Origin of the sequence: uncultured Endozoicomonas sp. (genome assembly GCF_947495845.1) — a bacterium.
In the GTDB taxonomy this organism is placed as follows: domain Bacteria; phylum Pseudomonadota; class Gammaproteobacteria; order Pseudomonadales; family Endozoicomonadaceae; genus Endozoicomonas.
Map to the genome: position 1 here is coordinate 38,413 of NZ_CANMAO010000014.1, position 18,144 is coordinate 56,556.

Consider the following 18,144-nt stretch of genomic DNA (forward strand, 5'->3'; position numbering starts at 1 on the left):
CTGTATTTTCAGGTGATTTTTATGGTCAAAAAGTGAATGCCGGAGAATGTTCCGAGTAGGTGTTATTACTGATCTAAATCAATATGACAAAAAAAATGCTCGTTTACACTCGCCGAGCGGGTTTTCTTTTTAAAGATCTCTTTAAGTACCCAACCATATGAAGTCATATTTTCTGACTTATTGATCAGACCCTCTGACTGCGTTGCAACTCTGGTCACATAGCTCGCTATGCTCCCGCCGTTGGGCCTTGCAGAGAACCTGATCAACAAGCCAGAAATATTCGATTCCATATGGCCGGGTACTTATAAGTAAAGCGTGTAGATACATCGCGCTTCTTGAAAAACTACTCATGCCTTGTATGCCACTTAGCAAACTACCGACGTATAAGTAACGCATTGGGTATTAAGTAGTTCCATATCATAAATTACAAATATTGATGGGCTTAGTGATGATAAAAGCTGTAAAGGTTGCCATGGCTGTAGGCATGGCAGTAGTCCTTTCCGCTTGTGGGGGAGCGGAAGAAGCGGTCAAGGTTAAAGATACACTGGTGGTTGGCCAGGGTGCGGATGCCAAGACACTGGATCCTCATGCAACCAATGATCAGCCGTCATCCCGGGTGGCAGTGCAGATCTACAGCCAGCTGGTTGAGACCGACAAGGACATGAACATCGTTCCGGGTCTGGCAGAGTCCTGGAAAAGTCTGGACGACAAAACTACTCAATTTGTTCTGAGAAAAGGTGTGAAGTTCCACAATGGTGAAGAGCTAAAGGCATCTGACGTTAAATTCACTCTTGAAGCAATGATTGCATCGCCAACGGTTGCGCACATTGTTAGCGCCATTGACTCTGTCGACATCGTTGACGAATACACCGTGAATGTCATCACCAAAGAGCCGTTTGGCCCTCTGTTGTATCACCTGACTCACACCGCCGCGTCCATTCTCAACGAAAAAGCCGTAAAGGCTGCTGGTGACGCCTATGGTCAACAGCCAGTGGGAACTGGTCCTTACCAATTCGTTGATTGGGCTGTTGGTGACCGTATCACCCTGAAAGCGTTTGACGACTACTACGGTGGCAAACAGGCCATTCCTAATGTCGTTTTCCGCAATATTCCTGAAGGTACTAACCGTGCGATCGCCCTGGAAACCGGCGAAATTGATATCGGTTACGACCTTGAGCCTATCGACAAAGATACCGTGCGTAATAAGGAAAACCTGGCGCTGGTGGAAGAAGAGTCTTTCTCTGTCGCATATTTAGGTTTTAACACACAAAAAGCACCGTTTGATAACGTGAAAGTCCGTCAGGCTATTTCTTACGCTATCAATGCAGACGACATCGTTGAAGCGGTTTTGATGGGTGCCGGTGCGCCTTCCAGCTCTCCGATTGGTCCAAAGGTATTTGGTTACAATCCTGAGATCGATCGATACCAGCAGAACTTTGACAAAGCCCGCGAGCTTTTGGCTGAAGCGGGTCTGCCAGATGGCTTTAAAACCACTATTTGGACCAACGACAATCCAACGCGTGTACAGATTGCTCAGGTTTTGCAGGCTCAGTTGCGTCAAATCGGCATTGATATGTCAATCGAAGTGGTTGAGTGGGGCGCATTTTTAGATGGCACTTCCCGCGGTAATCACGACATGTTCATCCTTGGTTGGGTAACCGTGACCGGTGATGCGGACTACGGCCTCTATGCACTGTTCAACTCCGCTACTCACGGTGGTGCTGGTAATCGTTCTTTCTACAGCAATGCTGAAGTGGATCAGTTGTTGAACCAGGCACGTACCTCTATCGATGCGGCTGAGCGTAAAGAGCTGTACGGCAAAGTTCAGGTAATTCTGCAAAATGAAGTACCTACATTCTCTATTTATGACCAATACCAGAATATTGGCATTCAGAAGAATGTACTGGGCTTCAGTATGGCACCTGCTGGCCACCATAAACTCAGAGGCGTGAGCTTCGCAGGCTGATTTTTCATTTGACTTAGCGATAGTCGCGCAGTTCGCTTCACAGTTTGTTTCAGAAGGTGCGCGTGCTTTCTGCCCATCGGGGTATCGTCGTTTATTTATGCTCCGGTGGGTTCAGCCCCTTATCAGGTGAACCATGCATAGATTTATTCTCAAAAGGCTATTGCTGCTGATACCCGTACTGCTGGGTGTCTCACTGCTGGTATTTGCCATCATGTCCTTCACTCCCGGTGATCCGGCTCAGTTAATTTTAGGGGAAAATGCCCCCGCTGAAGCCGTCGCCGAACTGCGTGAAGAAATGGGGCTTAATGATCCGTTTGTGCTTCGTTATGCCCACTTTGTGGGTAATGCGGTCACTGGTGACCTGGGCCAGTCCTACACCAGTGGGCGTGATGTGTTCGATGAAATTTTTTCCCGTTTCCCCAATACGCTGATTCTAGCAGCGCTGGGTGTTCTTATTGCGGTGGTTATTGGTATTCCCATTGGCATCATTTCCGCTACACGACAATATTCAATGATCGACAGTGGCTCGATGATTTTTGCACTACTGGGCGTTTCCATGCCGAACTTCTGGCTTGGTTTGATGATGATCCTGTTGTTCGCCGTTAACCTCGGCTGGGTACCCTCTGGTGGTTATTCAAGCTGGAGCTCTTTGATCATGCCAGCCATCACCTTAGGCACTGGCTCCGCCGCCATTATCACCCGGATGACCCGTTCTTCCATGCTGGAAGTGATTCGTCAGGATTACATTCGTACCGCACGAGCCAAAGGTGTGGCCGAGAATGTGGTCATTAACCGCCATGCCCTGAAGAACGCCCTGATTCCTGTGATCACAGTGATTGGTTTGCAGTTCGGTATGCTCTTGGGTGGAGCGGTATTAACGGAAACCGTGTTCTCCTGGCCTGGTGTTGGCCGGATGATGGTGGATGCGATTCGCCAGAAAGATACGCCCACTGTCTTAGGTGCAGTGGTGTTTCTGGCCACCACATTCAGCCTGGTGAACCTGTTCGTAGATTTGCTCTACGGTTTTGTTGATCCACGTATCAAATCCCAGTACGCCTAAGGAGCAAGAATCATGTCTCAGGAAATGACGCTGGATCCGATACAGGGTCAGCTGGAAAAAGAACCTGCACCAGAGATTGTGGCAAAAGCGGCTCCAAAAAAGCGCAGTCAGTGGTTAGAAGTTTGGAGTCGTTTAAAGCGCGACAAGATGGCTATGCTGGGTCTGGTCATTATTACTATCGTGGTGTTGGCTGCCATTTTTGCGGATTTCATTGCTGATTACGAAACCGTCGTGATTGCTCAAAATCTTTCTGACCGTCTTCAGGGCCCCAGTGCCCAGTACTGGTTGGGAACCGATGAGTTTGGCCGTGATATTTTTGCTCGAATCATCCACGGCACCCGGGTTTCCCTGATGGTGGGTGTGTTGTCCGTAGCCATTGCCATTGTGTTGGGCGGCGGCCTTGGTGCTGTCGCAGGTTATTACGGCGGAAAGTTGGATAACGTCATCATGCGGGTGATGGATATCTTTCTTGCTGTGCCCAGTATTCTGCTGGCGATTGCCATTGTTTCCGCATTGGGGGCAAACCTGATGAACCTGATGTTCGCCATTGCCATTTCCAGTGTACCGACTTATGCCCGTGTCGTACGTGCATCAGTACTGACGATTCGGGATCAAGAGTTCATTGAAGCGGCGCGCGCTATTGGTGCCAGTGATTTTCGGATCATTTTTCGCCATATCATTCCCAATTGCCTGTCGCCTGTGATTGTTCAGGGCGCGTTAGGGGTTGCTGGTGCGATTTTGTCCACTGCGGGTTTGAGCTTTATCGGTCTGGGCATTCAGCCGCCAGAGCCTGAATGGGGAGCAATGCTTGCCGGTGGTCGTCAATATTTGCGCCATGCATGGCACGTCACTACGTTCCCGGGTTTGACCATTATGATCACCATTCTTGCCCTGAACCTGCTGGGCGATGGCTTGCGTGATGCCCTTGATCCACGATTGAAACATTAACAGATACCTGACTATTCGAGAGCAGCTATGACAGAACAAATGAATACACAGGATCTGTTGTCTATTGAAGACCTCAGCATCGTGTACGAAGTGGATGGTGAAACCACCTACGCGGTGAATAACCTGAATATCAGCCTTAAACGAGGCGAAACCCTTGGGCTGATTGGTGAAACCGGTGCCGGTAAAACCACGACCGCGTTGGGGATTATGGGGCTGGTGCCTAATCCACCAGGGCGTATTGTGAACGGCAAGGTGATCTTTGATGGTGAAGATTTACTGCAATTGCCCAAAGAGAAAATGCGCAGTGTTCGGGGCAACCGAATCTCCATGATCTTTCAGGATCCAATGACCTCGTTGAATCCGGTGATGACCGTGGGTGAGCAAATTGCCGAGGTAATCCAAATTCACGAAGGTGTGAGTAAGCAGTCGTCTTTCCAGAAAGCGAAAGAAATGCTGGAAATGGTTGGCATTCCGGCGGCACGCTCTGGCGATTACCCGCATCAGTTTTCCGGTGGTATGAAACAGCGGGTGGTCATTGCCATTTCCCTTGCCTGCAACCCGGATCTTCTTATTGCGGATGAACCCACCACTGCGCTGGATGTTACCATTCAGGCGCAGGTGTTAGATCTGATGAAAGACCTGAAAACCCGTTATAACACCGCCATGCTGCTGATCACTCACGATCTGGGTGTGGTTGCCCAAGTATGCGACAAAGTCGCCATCATGTACGCCGGTGAAGTGGTAGAAAGCGGTGATATTCGCGACGTGTATGAAAACACCAAACACCCATACACCAAAGGGTTGTTTGGCTCGATTCCGGATCTTGATCTCACGGTTGGACGACTGAAGCCTATTAAAGGCATGATGCCGGACCCGACAGACCCTCCGTCAGGTTGTAAATTCCACCCACGTTGTCCGGATGCCACTGCAATGTGTTCCCTTTCTGAGCCAGAACCCGTGTTGACGGAATCCGGTCATACAGCCCGCTGTTTTATGTTGCAGGCAATGGCAGAGCCATTAGCTGCACAAAAGCCTTTAACAGAACTCAATCGGGTGCAGGGATAAAGCTATGTCAGACACTATTCTGGAAGTCAGAAACCTCAAGAAGTACTTTGATACGCCAAAAGGTCTGCTGCATGCGGTGGACGGTATGAATTTTGTCATTGAGAAAGGCAAAACCCTGGGAATCGTGGGTGAGTCCGGGTGTGGTAAATCCACCACCGGTCGTGTGATTCTCCGCCTATTGGATGCCACCGATGGTGAAATTCTGTTTGAAGGGAAGAACATCCGTGAGTTCAGTAAGGAGCAGATGATACGACTCCGGGAAGATATGCAGATTATCTTTCAGGATCCCTTTGCTTCACTGAATCCACGGATGACCGCCAGTGAAATCATTGGTGAACCTCTGATTATTCACAACAAGGTGAAGAGCAAGCAGGAACTCAGTGAGCGAGTTGCCGAGCTGATGGCGCTGGTGGGTCTTAGTCCTCGCCTGGTGAACACTTATCCTCATGAGCTGGACGGTGGCAGACGACAACGTATTGGTATTGCGAGGGCGCTGGCCCTAAACCCTAAGTTCATTATTTGTGATGAGCCGGTTTCTGCCCTCGATGTATCCATTCAGGCGCAGATTCTGAACCTGATGCAGGACCTTCAGGAGCAACTCGGGCTAACCTATATTTTCATTACCCATGATTTGTCGGTGGTAAAGCATTTCTCCGATGAAATTGCCGTCATGTATTTGGGGCAGCTCATCGAGAAAGCGCCAGCAAAAGAGCTGTTTAAGAACCCTTCACATCCGTATACCAAGGCATTGTTATCAGCGATTCCATCCATCCATCTGGATCATAAAATGGAACGTGAGGCATTAAAGGGAGAAATTACGTCTCCGGTTAATCCTGCGCCGGGCTGTCGTTTTGCCCCACGCTGTCAATACGCAGTGGCAGAATGTACGGCCAGAGAGATTGACCTTAAAGAGATTAATGAAGGGCACTTTGTTGCCTGTGCCATGGTGGAGAAAGGTTAGGATGACTAATACCAATGGCGTTTTTAAATTTTGGAACGAGCAAGTTATTTTGGGCGACTGGGCAAGGCGAAGAGACGGGTCATAGCCTTTACGCCCTGTGGGTGGTAGCTATGGCGAGGAACTTCAACGCAGATCCAGCCGGTCGAAATAGCTGCGCAGCCCATAATTTAAAAACAGAATTGGTATAACCTACTGGCGTGGTGTGAAATCACTCACGCCGGTTTCATCAAACTGAATTTTGCAGGCATTGACCATTTTCTACCGTCCTCGCTACGGGCGCTATTCTCGGTCAGGCTCCTAGAGATTTCAGAAAAACATCCTGAAGCAAGTCCCTACTTAAATCGGGCTCACCCGTTTGTTTCAGCAACCAGCCATGGAGGCTTTTTCATTGTCGGTCCATGCGTTCATCAAGCAATTTATTGTGCCGATACCGTCTGCAACGATCAATCAGGGAACGTGATAGCCCATTGGCTTCTGGTCATCGTACTGTAGCCAGATTTTATTCAGCCACTCTTCAGAGCCCAGCCACTCGAGAATCCACTTTAAGCCCTGGCCCATATTTTCCCGATTCCAGGCTAAAAGGCATCCGTCGTTAAATTGCAGATCAGGCACATCTTTCTTCACCAGCATGCCTTCCTGAATATAAGGTTTGGCAAAATGGCTGGGTAGAATGGTTGCTCCGAGTCCTCTCAGAAGGCACTCAATCGCCGCTCGGAAACTGGGTACCAGAAGTACCTGCTGATTTTCCAACAGAAGATTGTAGCCCTGTCGGAAAAAGCGGGAAGTATCCTGAATGCAGATAGATCGGTGAGACTGCAGATCTTCCATCGACATGGGTTCTTTGTGCTTGGCTAACGGGTGGTCCGGCGACACCACAAAGTCCCAGCTCATCTTACCCATTGAGCGCCAGCCAAAACGGTCTTGATTGAGAATAGCGTCCGGAATGGTTTGAGGGGCGCCAATGGCTAGCTGACAGCGGCCGTGGAACAAAGAATCCCATGAGCCATTGTACACTTCAGAGTTAATGACCAGTTCGGTTTCCGGGCGAACAGCCTGAAAATCCTGAACCAGATCATAAATTTTTCCCTGGTTAACCACATTGTCCACAGCAATACGCAACTCCTGCTCCCATCCGGTCGCCAGTTGTCGTGTGGTATTTTCAAGATCTTCCAGAGCGGCCAGTAATTTATCGGTATTTTCGATAAAGTGCTCACCAGCGGGGGTGAGTTCTACCCGTTTACTGTCTCTGAGAAATAACTGAACACCGAGTCGGTCTTCCAGCTTCCGAACGGTATAACTGATTGCCGAAGGAACCTTGTGCAGGTGCTTTGCCGCTGCGGTAAAGTTTCGAAAGTGGGCCACGGCCCGGACAATCTGTAGCGTTTCCGTTGGAATCATAAGATTGTGGTGTTCAGCTATTTCTGGAAAGGGCAGCCATCATACATGATCACTGCCGTTGTTTTGCGTGTATTTTTTGATCTGGGGCAAGGTTTGGTTGATCAGTTGTGATTGTAGCCGGCAGAATCTTCTTCTATACCTGCCTGTTGAACAGGATGCTTTTCAAAGTAATCAAGGCAACGCTTAAGGTCATCAATCAGCAAGTCAGCTAGATCTCTGGTAAAGCCATGACGCACCATAATTCGCATAATCACCAGATCTTCACGGTTAGCAGGCATAGAGTAAGCGGCGATTTGCCAGCCTCGGCTACGGATTCGATCCGACAGGTCGTATAGATTAAAGCCGGGTTTTAATCCTTTCTTTAATGACCAGCTCATGGCGGGGATACCACCCTTGCCATCATAGATAATATCAAATACGCCTAAGTTTTCGATCTGTTTGCTGAGGTATTGGGCCGTGTCATAACAGGCTTGCTGTATACGTCGATAGCCTTCTTTTCCGAGCCTTAGAAAAATGTAGTATTGAGCGGCAATCTGCCCGCCGGGGCGGGAGAAGTTCAGGGCAAAAGTGGGCATGTTGCCGCCCAGATAGTTAACGTTGAAGATCAGATCTTCTGGGAGATCTTCTTTATCACGCCAAACCACCCAGCCTGCTCCTAACGGCGCCAAACCAAACTTGTGACCTGATGCGTTGATGGATTTAACTCTTGAGAGCCGGAAATCCCACTTAAGGTCGGGTTCACAGAACGGCGCCAGAAAGCCACCACTGGCAGCATCCACATGAACGGGAATATCAAGCCCGGTATCTTTCTGGAGTTTATCAAGCGCTTTGCAGACCGCTTCGACCGGCTCGTACTGGCAGGTAAATGTGACGCCCAATGTTGGCACGACACCGATCGTATTTTCATCGCAGCGCTTAATTACTTCCTCTGGCGTCATTATGAGACGATCACCTTCCATGGGGATTTCTCGAAGCTCTACATCCCAGTAGCGGGCAAATTTATGCCAGCAAATTTGCACCGGGCCGCAGATCAGATTGGGTTTATCGGTGGGTTTACCTTTCTGTTGCATGCGCTCACGCCAGCGCCACTTCAACGCCATACCGCCGAGCATCGCAGCTTCGCTGGAGCCGGTGGTCGAACAGCCCAGCGTATTCACCGCATCGGGGGAGTTCCAGAGATCTGCCAGCATATGCACGCATCGGTTTTCCAGCTCGGCAGTTTGTGGGTACTCATCTTTGTCGATCATGTTTTTGTCGACGCATTCATCCATGATTTTATGGATTTCAGGATCAACCCATGTCTGGCAGAAGGTTGCCAGGTTTTGGCGTGAGTTGCCATCCAGCATTAACTCGTCATGGACGATCTGATAGGCATGCCTGGGATCTTGCGAATTCTCTGGCATTTTGTATTTAGGCATACTGATGGATAAATCCGATGACGCATAAACGTCATCAGTCTTTTGAGTGTCAGTCGATTTTTTTTTGTGCAGAAAGTGGAGAGGCATAATAGATATTCCCGCTGCATAAACAGGGTTATGAAATTGAGCGACAGTGGACAACGTCCAAGACTGGCAAAATTATAGACTCTGTTGATCATTCCGTGTTCAAAAAATCAGAATGATCATCCGGATATTCTTAATTTACGATGCGGATAATTGATCTATATGATGCTTTCTTCGTTCCATTTGCATTACTGGCGGGAACCAGTAGCGCTAGCTGAGAAAGGCTTAGACTATGACCATTGCCTGTTCCAATAGATTAAGCCTCAGCAATGGACGAATGGGTTTGCAGATCGCTCTGCAGGCTCAGGTGGATGATCAGCGAAAGAACCCTGTACTCTTACGGGGTTTTTTTGTACTCGGCAAAAATGCGTTGTCGTAGAATCTCCCTTATATTATTGGAACAGTAACTTATTTCATGCCAGACACGTGGGTCTGATGCACTTGTCTGGTGCTTAAGAGGAAGTCGCTTTAACCAGCGATAGCTCCTTAATCAATCCAGTGGACCTTCCCATGACTGACCTGAATGCCCGTAGCCGTCAGGCACTGCAATTAATGGATCTGACCTCCCTGAACGACGATGATACGCCTGAAAAAATCATCGAGCTCTGCCATCAGGCTCATACTGAAGTTGGAAACACGGCAGCTGTCTGTATTTACCCACGTTTTATTCCAATTGCCAGAAGAACGCTGGACTCACTCGGTTTGTATAACGTGACAATTGCTACTGTCACTAACTTTCCTGCAGGCGGTGATGATATCGATATCGCAGTCGCAGAAACCAATGCAGCTATCGCCTATGGTGCTGATGAAGTTGATGTGGTGTTCCCATATCACGCATTTATGGCCGGTAATGAAGAGGTCGGTGCTGAACTGGTTCGCCGTTGCAAAGAAGTCTGTGCACAAAAAGGTATTTTGCTAAAGGTGATCATTGAAACCGGTGAGTTGAATGACCCTTCTCTGATCCGCAAAGCCAGTGAAATCTCCATTGAGGCCGGTGCTGATTTTATCAAAACCTCTACCGGTAAAGTGGCCGTGAATGCAACGCCTGAGTCGGCTCGCATTATGCTGGAAACCATTCGTGACAGCGGCAATACCAAGGTCGGTTTCAAACCTGCCGGTGGCATTAAAACCGCGGAGGATGCAGCGCTGCATTTGGATATGGCTGCTGAAATTCTGGGTGAAGACTGGATCAACCGTAACCACTATCGCTTTGGTGCCAGTAGCTTACTTGGCAATCTGATGATTGCACTGGGTATTAAGAAAGGTAACGCCGGTGATACGGTAAGCGAAGGATACTGAGTTATGTTTCTGCCGCAGGAAGCAGAAGGTTATGTTTCTACGATGAATACCCGTGAAGTTGGTCTTATTGTTGTGCAGTTGGGCGGTGGTCGAAAGCTCACCACTGATAGATTGGATTACAGCGTTGGTATTACAGAGATTTGTCGACTTGGCGATTGTATAGACCCATCACGGGCGATTGCCATGTTGCATGCTGATTCAACAGCTTCATGGGAACAGGCGGCAGCAATATTACGTGTAGCCATTGGGGTTATAGATCAAGCGCCTAAGGCGAATCCACTGGTCTACTCACTTCATTAACACTCAAACTGGTTGAATATGGCTGATCTCCTAATCTGATTAATCAGATGCCCAAGGAGATAGCCTGTTGTTTTCAAATATGTACTTTCATAAAAATGAGCACTATCGTTCTCGACTAGAACAAATGAATATCACCAATTTTGATCAGGCTATGTCGGTCGTGGTTGGCGATATTCTGGAAAAAGAGCCAAGCAGAGAAAGCCGGCGTATCAATATCAACGGTAAGGTTGCATACCTGAAAAGGCAATTCTCTGTCCCGAAGAGATTGTGCCTTGAAAGTAATCTGTTATTGAAGCGGGCTCATACACCAGCGGTTAATGAAGACATCTACATTAAGCAACTAAAAGCCAGAGGCTTCCCAGTAATGGATGTCATGGCTGTTGGTGAGCGTCGGAGAAAAGGCTTTCCTGTGGAAGGTTTTATACTTGTTAATGAAGTATCTGGGTATCAGCTGGATCGATATTTAATGGATACAGATGATGAGGTTATCACTGATAAGTTGCTGACAGCTTACGGTAAGCTGATAGCCAGATTGCATCAGCAGGGCTTTTACGCACCACTGCGAGTGAAAGATTTGATCATCACCAATCTTGAAGAATGTGAGCTGGTGATGATTGACCGGGAAATTAGAAATCCATACCCACATATGCTTTCTAAAAAACGAGCTCAGCGCTCCCTCAGGGATGGTTTCCGTCGTACACGACGGGAGTTCAAGAAATTTAATAATGGCATGGAAGCCATTGTCATAAGCGCCTATCAAGAGCAGATGAACAGTTAATACCATTTTCATAGGATGCAGGAGTAGCGAATGAAGCGTGCAATTATCCTGGTAATGGACTCATTTGGCATTGGAGCCACCGCAGACGCTGATAAATTTGGCGATGTAGGCTCTAACACCATTGGTCACATTGCTCAGAGCTGTGCTGAAGGAAAAGCCGACATTGGTCGTGAAGGACCTTTGAAACTTCCTGAGTTGGGGAGTCTGGGCTTGATTCATGCAGCTAAAGAGTCCAGCGGTGAATTCCCAATGGGCATGCAAAACGATATGCCGATTGTGGGTGCTTATGGTTATGCTAAAGAGCTCTCCAGCGGTAAAGATACGCCCAGCGGTCATTGGGAAATGGCCGGTGTACCTGTTCTCTTTGAATGGGGTTATTTCCGGGATGAACAGAACAGCTTTCCGCAAGAACTGTTGGATGAGCTGATCGATAAAGCCAGACTGCCTGGTGTGCTCGGTAACTGCCACGCTTCCGGCACCAGTATCCTTGAAGATCTTGGTGAAGAACACATGAAAACCGGCAAGCCGATTGTTTATACCTCGGCAGACAGTGTTTTCCAGATTGCTTGCCACGAAGAAACTTTTGGCTTGGATCGTTTGATGGACGTTTGCAAAATCGCCCGTGAAATTCTTGAGCCATACAACATTGGACGTGTGATTGCCCGACCATTTACCGGCGATGATGCGGGTGATTTCCAACGCACAGGCAATCGTCGTGATTTCTCCGTGTTACCACCGGCACCAACAGTGTTGGATAAACTGGTAGCCAGCGGTGGTGAAGTCGTCAGCGTTGGTAAAATTGCGGATATTTTTGCCCATCAGGGAATTACCAAAAAAGTAAAAGCAACGGGTATTCCGGCGCTGTTTGAAGCCACCCGTGAAGCCCTTCTGGAAGCTGGCGACAGAAGCATTGTATTCACCAATTTTGTGGATTTTGACTCTTCTTTTGGTCATCGCCGAGATACAGCTGGCTACGCTTTAGCGCTGGAACAGCTGGATGCCATGTTGCCAGATCTGTTCTATTACATGAAAGACGATGATCTTCTGATCATCACTGCGGACCATGGTTGTGACCCTACCTGGCCGGGCACCGATCATACCCGTGAGCACATTCCAGTGTTGGCATTTAGCAAAAATCTGAAACCCGGTTCACTGGGGCAGCGCGAAACATTTGCGGATATTGGTCAGACATTGGCGAGCTATTTTGATCTTGAGCCAATGGAATACGGCACGTCTTTTTTGCCGCAAATTTTGCACGATTGATTGACCTGTGGCCTTGTGAACTATCCTGAATACGACAAAGATAGTATGTAATATTTTAAACCTGTGAGGACGGAATTGTGACTCCCCATATTAATGCTAAAGCTGGAGCCTTCGCTGAAACCTGTTTAATGCCCGGCGATCCACTGCGCGCTAAACATATTGCCGACACCTTTCTGGAAGGTGCTGAGCAGGTGACCGATGTTCGCAACATGCTGGGCTTCACCGGTACATACAAAGGCGAACGTGTATCGGTGATGGGTTCAGGGATGGGTATCCCTTCTGCATCCATTTACTACAAGGAACTGATCACCGAGTACGGTGTTAAGAACTTGATCCGCGTTGGCTCCGCTGGTGCGATCTCTAAAGACGTTGAAGTACGCGACATCGTGATTGGTATGGGTGCCTGCACCGATTCCAAAGTGAACCGTATCCGTTTTAAAGATCAGGACTTTGCAGCAATTGCTGACTATGTGATGTTGGAAAATGCAGTCAATGCGGCTCGTAAAATGAACTTGCCGGTTAAGGTCGGTAACCTGTTCTCTGCAGACCTATTCTACAACCCGGATCCAACCATGTTTGATGTCATGGAAAAATACGGCATTCTGGGTGTGGAGATGGAAGCCGCGGGCCTTTACGGTGTTTGTGCTGAGTTTGGTGCAAAAGGTCTTGCGATCTGTACCGTCAGTGATCATATCCGTACAGGTGTTGCCCTGCCTCCGGAAGATCGTCAGAGCACCTTTAACGAAATGGTTGAAGTGGCGCTGAATTCTCTGCTGTAAACGTACAAGGTCGGCAATCCCTTCAGGATTACCGGCCTGTCCGAATCCCTATTCGTTACCAACCCATTCTGTTTCTACAATCAGATCCAAAATCCAGCGCTTGCTGGAAGCATCCGCTGGTGGATTGGGCACATCAAACTCTTTAATTCGCAGGCGATAAGCGTTACCTTCCTGAAAATCAAAGCCTTCAATGTTACCGAAGTGCAGTGCCCAGGGTTCTTCTTCTGACTCTCGAATTTGCAGGCACTCCATCGGCGCCACGCCCATGCATTCCGCTTTTTCTGGTGCAACGTAGATAAAACGGGTCAAGCCTTTACTCATATCAGGCATTTTTTCAAACACGTAACTGATTTCACCGCTGCTGAGCACCAAATGCGTATCTGATAATTGAACCTGTGGTTCACTGGACAAAAGCTGCTTGAGTTGCTCTTCTCGGTCTGCGCCCTCGCCAAAGCATGCCATCATAGTGCTGGCTAATTGACCCACCACTAAATGCTCTCCGGACATTTTTGCAGAGCCAAACATCCGGTTACAGCCAGCATAGGCTGAGATACGATCTTTCTGGATATCCAGCGTCATTGGCGGATTTTGCATGGGAGCAGATTCCTGCCAGTTACCTTCTGGCAAGGTGGTACAGCCAATAATAAAAGCCGACATGGCGATAACCCCGGATTGGAGGCACTTCATTGAAAAACTCCTTCATCAAACACTGAAGATATAGGCCAAATCAGCAAGGTATTTTTTTGGAATAATATTGATCTGGAGCAATGTAATCAGCGTATGCAGATTATTCGTTGAAAGTTATTAATATACTCGTAAATGAAATAATAACCCGATTATTTCATTTGCTGTAGTTGATTCTCATTTGAAGTATAAACGAATGATTTTGTTTGTATTGGGGAATATAAACGGTCATTCACTTCATTAACGGTTGATTCAGCTCCAGACGAATAAAAACGGGATAAGATGAGGTTTCTCCATGTCTGATAAACGCGGATCCACCCGGCGACGCTTTTTGCAAATGGCTGCAGCGACAGCGCTTATTCCACTGCTCAATATATCGAGCCGACCGGCCAGAGCTGACGCTTTGCCGCCACTGGAAACTACCGATAAAAATGCCATTGCCCTGAACTATCGAAAAACGCAGGAAGAAGCCAAATCGGTTGATGGTTTCGAGGAAGGTAGAAAGTGTTCGAACTGCGCACTTTATGTTGCCAGTAACAGTGGCTGCGCACTCTTCCCGGGTAAGGCGGTGGAAGCGGAAGGTTGGTGTAAGGTTTGGGCGCCGAAGCCTGCATGAAAAAAAATGGCAGAGGAAGAACTCTGCCATTTTTTTTACCTGTGCTTAAATTTCAAATGAATAGCTCAACCACGCTCTGAGATATTTGGCGTTAGCCTGACCCGTAGCCATACGGAACTCTTTATCGTTGTGGTTGTAGGCGTATTGGGCTTTCAGGTTCAGATCTTTTAAGCCTACGTTAACAAAGTTGTACTTCACGGTCACATCATGCTCGTATTCGGAGACGTCTTTGGATTTTCCTCCAACCTTTTCCGCTTTCATGCCAGAGCCGTAAATGAAGTTATATCCTAGTGAAAGACCTTTCAGGCCACTTTCACTGAAGTCATATTCGCCACCAATCAGCCATGCTTTTTCTTTATCAAAATTGAAGTCAGAGTAGATGCTTGAGGTTGGCATACCATAGGCACCTTGGGTGTTATCACCGAAGTAATAATTGTAGTTTCCTATATATTCATAGCCTTCAGCAGTGTGAACACTGGTTGCAGTGCTCGCTTTGCTATAGGTAAATGCAGCCATAACAGATAGTGAATCAAAATCGAAAGTCGCACTCAGACCCATGGATTCTGCTTTATCTTTGAAGGGGGCTGGAGAAAATTCACTTTCCTTGCCTGGAGTAACAGCGTCATCCCACACCCAACGTTTACCGTCTTCTTTGGCATGGTAATACATACCTGCCAAGGTTAGTGTTGAATCATTGTTTAAGGGTAGTTTGTACGTAATATTTCCATTGTGGGATTTCACATATTTGTCAGCGAGACCATTTCGGTACTGAAACTCCAAACTGCTGCTATTTCCCAAGTCAACGGTATAACTAAGCTCCATGCCTATGATGCCATCAATCTTTTGTCCTTTAGCGTTTTGAATATCATGAAAGCCGGATTGTGTTCTCATGGATACTTTATCAACCCACGCGATTTTACCGGTCAGACCATCCAAATCTACGGCAGCATCCACACCCTGCCAGGCGCTGGGTACGGAGCGTGAACCCGAGATGGTAATCAATCCGGTTTCAACCAGCTGACGACCGACTTTAAGATTTGCGGAAACACCGTCATTCATGTCAGGCAGTTTAAAGTCAACCCAGAGTTGACCAAGGTTACCAAAACCATCGTTATCAGAGTTCAGCAAACCACCGGAACCACCGCCGTTGTTAGTTGTTTCATTACGATCCTTCATATCTATTTTGGCTACTTGATAGAAGGACGCACCAAAGCCAACCACATCTGCAAAATGAGCAGTTTCTGCATTCAGCCAAAGCGCACCAGACCATGCACCGGAATGCTCAGTCACACTATCTGCATCTTTGTTTTCTTGATCAAAATAAACGGATTGAATCTTACCATCAATTTTTCCAATATCGTCCATTGAGTCATTATTATGATTCGCCATAGCCGGAAGACTTAAAACTGCTACGGCATATGATAAAATTGAAGGTTTAAATATGGACAAAACATGCACCTGCTACATCAATGAAAGTGAATGAGATAAGCAAGTATAGATGCAGATTTAAAAAGTGAAGGGATTTAAGACGCTGAGTATAAATATGACTCAATACTTACTTATTCTAAAATATTTTTGATGTAATTATTTTAATAATGGTTTTATGCGTCCATGCCCAACTAAATGTGAATCCTATCCGAGTTTAAAACTTATAACTCACAGCAAAGTAATGGCTTGCACCACTGGATTTGGTATTTTTAGTGCCAAATAAATTGCCATCATCTTTAATCAGGTAGGTGTTTGAGTAGAGTTTAAGTCCATAGCCAAGTGCAAATTTATCAAAGTGCCAATAAATGCCATTGAACATTTGCCCGCCATTACTTGTGAACTTTTTATCATAATGAATGGATTTATCATTGGAACTGGTTTTGCCGCCAAATTGATAGTCAAGATAGCCTTGGTAAGCAATGAAAGAGCCATTGTCAAAGTGAACAAACGGAGTAAACCAATTGGTAGTTACCTGATAGCCGTTCCAATCCTTATTATTGAGGTCGTACATAGCGTAGAGATTGAAACCCATCAGGCCAAACCAGGGAACCTGCATGTCTGCACCAATGCCCCAGAATGAGGTGTTGGTATCTTCGCTTGGGACATCAAGATACTTAACTTTCTGCGTAGCGTTGTCCGTGTACTCGTATGTATTTGTTCCCCCACCCCCACCCCAATTAAACAATGTTGAAAAATAAACATCCTTCACTGGTCCCCAAGGCAGACTGTCAAAAAGCCCTGCCACTGAGAATCTGGGGTTAAGCTTCATAAACATCTTTGAGCTGCCATGCTTGTCACTGCTTTCACGGTTGGCGAGGTTGAAAACATCAACATATCCGTATAATTGGAGGAATCCTGAGCGCCCACCAAACTCTAACTCAAAATAATCATGACCATCATGGGCTGCACTATCTGCGCGTGGAAGCTCCTTATAGGCATACATCAAGTTAAGGTTCATCCACATAAAATCATTATTGGGTGGACTACCATCGTCGTAATCAGTGGCTAATGCCAAGCCGGGAGCAAGCGATAGAATAAAAGCGAGCAACGTCGTATAAAAAACAGAGTGGGCGGTGGCTCTCATGATCAGCCTCCATATTTTAAGGAAGGATCATAAGTATAGAAAAGATAGAGGCAAACGCTGGGGAATTACAGCGTTCCCCATAACGTTTCAAAAATAATCTGCTGAGCGGCTGCAATCTCTGGTGATTCCAACACGACAGCGACAGGGTAGTCTCTCGAGCCAAGAGAAATCATCGCTACCTTGGGCGGATAGATCGCAATATAACTGGCATCCATACGACCTTTTGCATCTATCCACTTGCGTTCAGAAAGTTGCGCATCTTCACCGCCGTCACCAATAGCAATTACCCGAACATTGATGTTCTTGCGAATACGCTGTTGAGTGTAGTTAGGAAAAGGGCGATAGAGATGTTGCCGGATCAACTTTGAAGAAAATACACAATAGGTTTTTTCTGGCTGTTGGGCGACGGTATTGAGAATATCCTTGAGAACAAACTCAATGCCACTGTCGCCTTCATAAAAGCGAACATTACCGGCATTAAAATCCGGCTTCAGGTGGTTCAACTGAGGAATCAACCGATGCTTCATTTCTTCAATGGTGGCATCCAGTGCCTGACGTTTATCTTCTGCCAGATCGAGTAGTTTCTCCGGGGGCTCTGCCGAAAAGATACGACGTTTTCCCTTCGGGAAGTAACTGACGACACCTTTATCCGCCAGGCCTTTCAATGTGTCGTAGGTGGTGCCGCGATTGATGTTTGCCTGACTGGCGATATCACGAATAGAAGCTGAACCCAGCTTCAAAAGCGCCAGATAAATGCTGATTTCCCGCTGATCGAGCCCCAGGTTTTCCAGAACATCAAGATTCATAAGCACATTGCCATTATCTATAAAGCCTATTAAATCAGAAGGCTAATCCTATAAAATTGGCTTTTTGTGATTGTTTGTCAATTATTTTATGACAAATAGGGTTGTCTTTTAGTGTGCTGACGATACCCTTATAAATATACTCCGGTC

Annotated in this window: 18 protein-coding genes; 12 read left to right on the top strand and 6 right to left on the bottom strand. The window is 47.1% G+C overall.

Annotation, left to right across the window (positions count from 1 at the left end):
- Positions 1-448 precede the first annotated feature (448 nt).
- The 5 genes from Q1B11_RS10905 to Q1B11_RS10925 all read left to right on the top strand — a co-directional run bounded on the left by Q1B11_RS10905 (position 449) and on the right by Q1B11_RS10925 (position 6,000).
- Positions 449-1,966 carry a glutathione ABC transporter substrate-binding protein gene (locus Q1B11_RS10905; RefSeq protein ID WP_299732114.1) on the top strand — a complete coding sequence of 506 codons (1,518 nt, stop codon included), beginning with the start codon at positions 449-451 and terminating at the stop codon, positions 1,964-1,966.
- Positions 1,967-2,099: 133 nt separating this feature from the next.
- A complete protein-coding gene (gene nikB, locus Q1B11_RS10910; RefSeq protein WP_299732117.1) occupies positions 2,100-3,026 on the top strand; it encodes a nickel ABC transporter permease in 927 nt (308 codons plus the stop codon).
- A gap of 12 nt (positions 3,027-3,038) precedes the next feature.
- Complete coding sequence (nikC, locus tag Q1B11_RS10915) at positions 3,039-3,974, top strand: nickel transporter permease (protein ID WP_299732120.1); 936 nt, start codon at positions 3,039-3,041, stop codon at positions 3,972-3,974.
- A gap of 27 nt (positions 3,975-4,001) precedes the next feature.
- Positions 4,002-5,039: an ABC transporter ATP-binding protein gene (locus Q1B11_RS10920; protein ID WP_299732123.1), complete on the top strand. Its 1,038-nt coding sequence runs from the start codon at positions 4,002-4,004 to the stop codon at positions 5,037-5,039.
- A 4-nt stretch (positions 5,040-5,043) separates the two neighbouring features.
- Positions 5,044-6,000 (top strand): oligopeptide/dipeptide ABC transporter ATP-binding protein, encoded by a 957-nt coding sequence (locus Q1B11_RS10925; RefSeq protein ID WP_299732126.1) that lies wholly within the window; start codon positions 5,044-5,046, stop codon positions 5,998-6,000.
- A gap of 447 nt (positions 6,001-6,447) precedes the next feature.
- On the opposite strand, the gene Q1B11_RS10930 is transcribed toward Q1B11_RS10925, so the two are convergent.
- Both Q1B11_RS10930 and Q1B11_RS10935 read right to left on the bottom strand, forming a co-directional pair.
- Positions 6,448-7,398 carry a LysR substrate-binding domain-containing protein gene (locus Q1B11_RS10930; RefSeq protein WP_299732129.1) on the bottom strand — a complete coding sequence of 317 codons (951 nt, stop codon included), beginning with the start codon at positions 7,396-7,398 and terminating at the stop codon, positions 6,448-6,450.
- 101 nt (positions 7,399-7,499) lie between these two features.
- A complete protein-coding gene (locus Q1B11_RS10935) occupies positions 7,500-8,903 on the bottom strand; it encodes a glutamate decarboxylase (protein WP_299732132.1) in 1,404 nt (467 codons plus the stop codon).
- Positions 8,904-9,132: 229 nt separating this feature from the next.
- On the opposite strand from Q1B11_RS10935, the gene Q1B11_RS10940 reads away from it, so the two are divergent.
- From Q1B11_RS10940 to deoD, 6 genes are all read left to right on the top strand, one after another.
- Positions 9,133-9,279: a hypothetical protein gene (locus tag Q1B11_RS10940; RefSeq protein ID WP_157674121.1), complete on the top strand. Its 147-nt coding sequence runs from the start codon at positions 9,133-9,135 to the stop codon at positions 9,277-9,279.
- Between the two features lie 131 nt (positions 9,280-9,410).
- Positions 9,411-10,199 carry a deoxyribose-phosphate aldolase gene (gene deoC, locus Q1B11_RS10945; RefSeq protein ID WP_299732149.1) on the top strand — a complete coding sequence of 263 codons (789 nt, stop codon included), beginning with the start codon at positions 9,411-9,413 and terminating at the stop codon, positions 10,197-10,199.
- A 3-nt stretch (positions 10,200-10,202) separates the two neighbouring features.
- Positions 10,203-10,499, top strand: a complete 297-nt coding sequence (locus tag Q1B11_RS10950; RefSeq protein WP_299732152.1) for a hypothetical protein — start codon at positions 10,203-10,205, stop codon at positions 10,497-10,499.
- Between the two features lie 124 nt (positions 10,500-10,623).
- A complete protein-coding gene (locus tag Q1B11_RS10955; protein ID WP_299732156.1) occupies positions 10,624-11,277 on the top strand; it encodes a lipopolysaccharide kinase InaA family protein in 654 nt (217 codons plus the stop codon).
- Positions 11,278-11,307: 30 nt separating this feature from the next.
- Positions 11,308-12,540: a phosphopentomutase gene (locus tag Q1B11_RS10960; RefSeq protein WP_299732159.1), complete on the top strand. Its 1,233-nt coding sequence runs from the start codon at positions 11,308-11,310 to the stop codon at positions 12,538-12,540.
- Between the two features lie 74 nt (positions 12,541-12,614).
- Positions 12,615-13,319: a purine-nucleoside phosphorylase gene (gene deoD / locus Q1B11_RS10965; protein WP_067517476.1), complete on the top strand. Its 705-nt coding sequence runs from the start codon at positions 12,615-12,617 to the stop codon at positions 13,317-13,319.
- 48 nt (positions 13,320-13,367) lie between these two features.
- Here the strand turns inward: deoD and Q1B11_RS10970 are convergent, their stop codons facing one another.
- On the bottom strand, positions 13,368-14,006 hold the full coding sequence (locus tag Q1B11_RS10970) for an META and DUF4377 domain-containing protein (RefSeq protein WP_299732162.1): 639 nt from the start codon (positions 14,004-14,006) through the stop codon (positions 13,368-13,370).
- Between the two features lie 292 nt (positions 14,007-14,298).
- Here Q1B11_RS10970 and Q1B11_RS10975 point away from each other — a divergent pair, with 292 nt between their 5' ends.
- Entirely contained in the window at positions 14,299-14,619 is a 321-nt protein-coding gene (locus Q1B11_RS10975) for a high-potential iron-sulfur protein (protein ID WP_299732165.1), read from the top strand.
- A 45-nt stretch (positions 14,620-14,664) separates the two neighbouring features.
- Here the strand turns inward: Q1B11_RS10975 and Q1B11_RS10980 are convergent, their stop codons facing one another.
- From Q1B11_RS10980 to Q1B11_RS10990, 3 genes are all read right to left on the bottom strand, one after another.
- Positions 14,665-16,008, bottom strand: a complete 1,344-nt coding sequence (locus Q1B11_RS10980; RefSeq protein WP_299732169.1) for an OprD family outer membrane porin — start codon at positions 16,006-16,008, stop codon at positions 14,665-14,667.
- Positions 16,009-16,261: 253 nt separating this feature from the next.
- Positions 16,262-17,191: an outer membrane protein OmpK gene (locus tag Q1B11_RS10985; RefSeq protein ID WP_299732171.1), complete on the bottom strand. Its 930-nt coding sequence runs from the start codon at positions 17,189-17,191 to the stop codon at positions 16,262-16,264.
- 65 nt (positions 17,192-17,256) lie between these two features.
- On the bottom strand, positions 17,257-17,997 hold the full coding sequence (locus Q1B11_RS10990; RefSeq protein WP_067518429.1) for a helix-turn-helix domain-containing protein: 741 nt from the start codon (positions 17,995-17,997) through the stop codon (positions 17,257-17,259).
- Between the last annotated feature and the right edge of the window lie 147 nt (positions 17,998-18,144).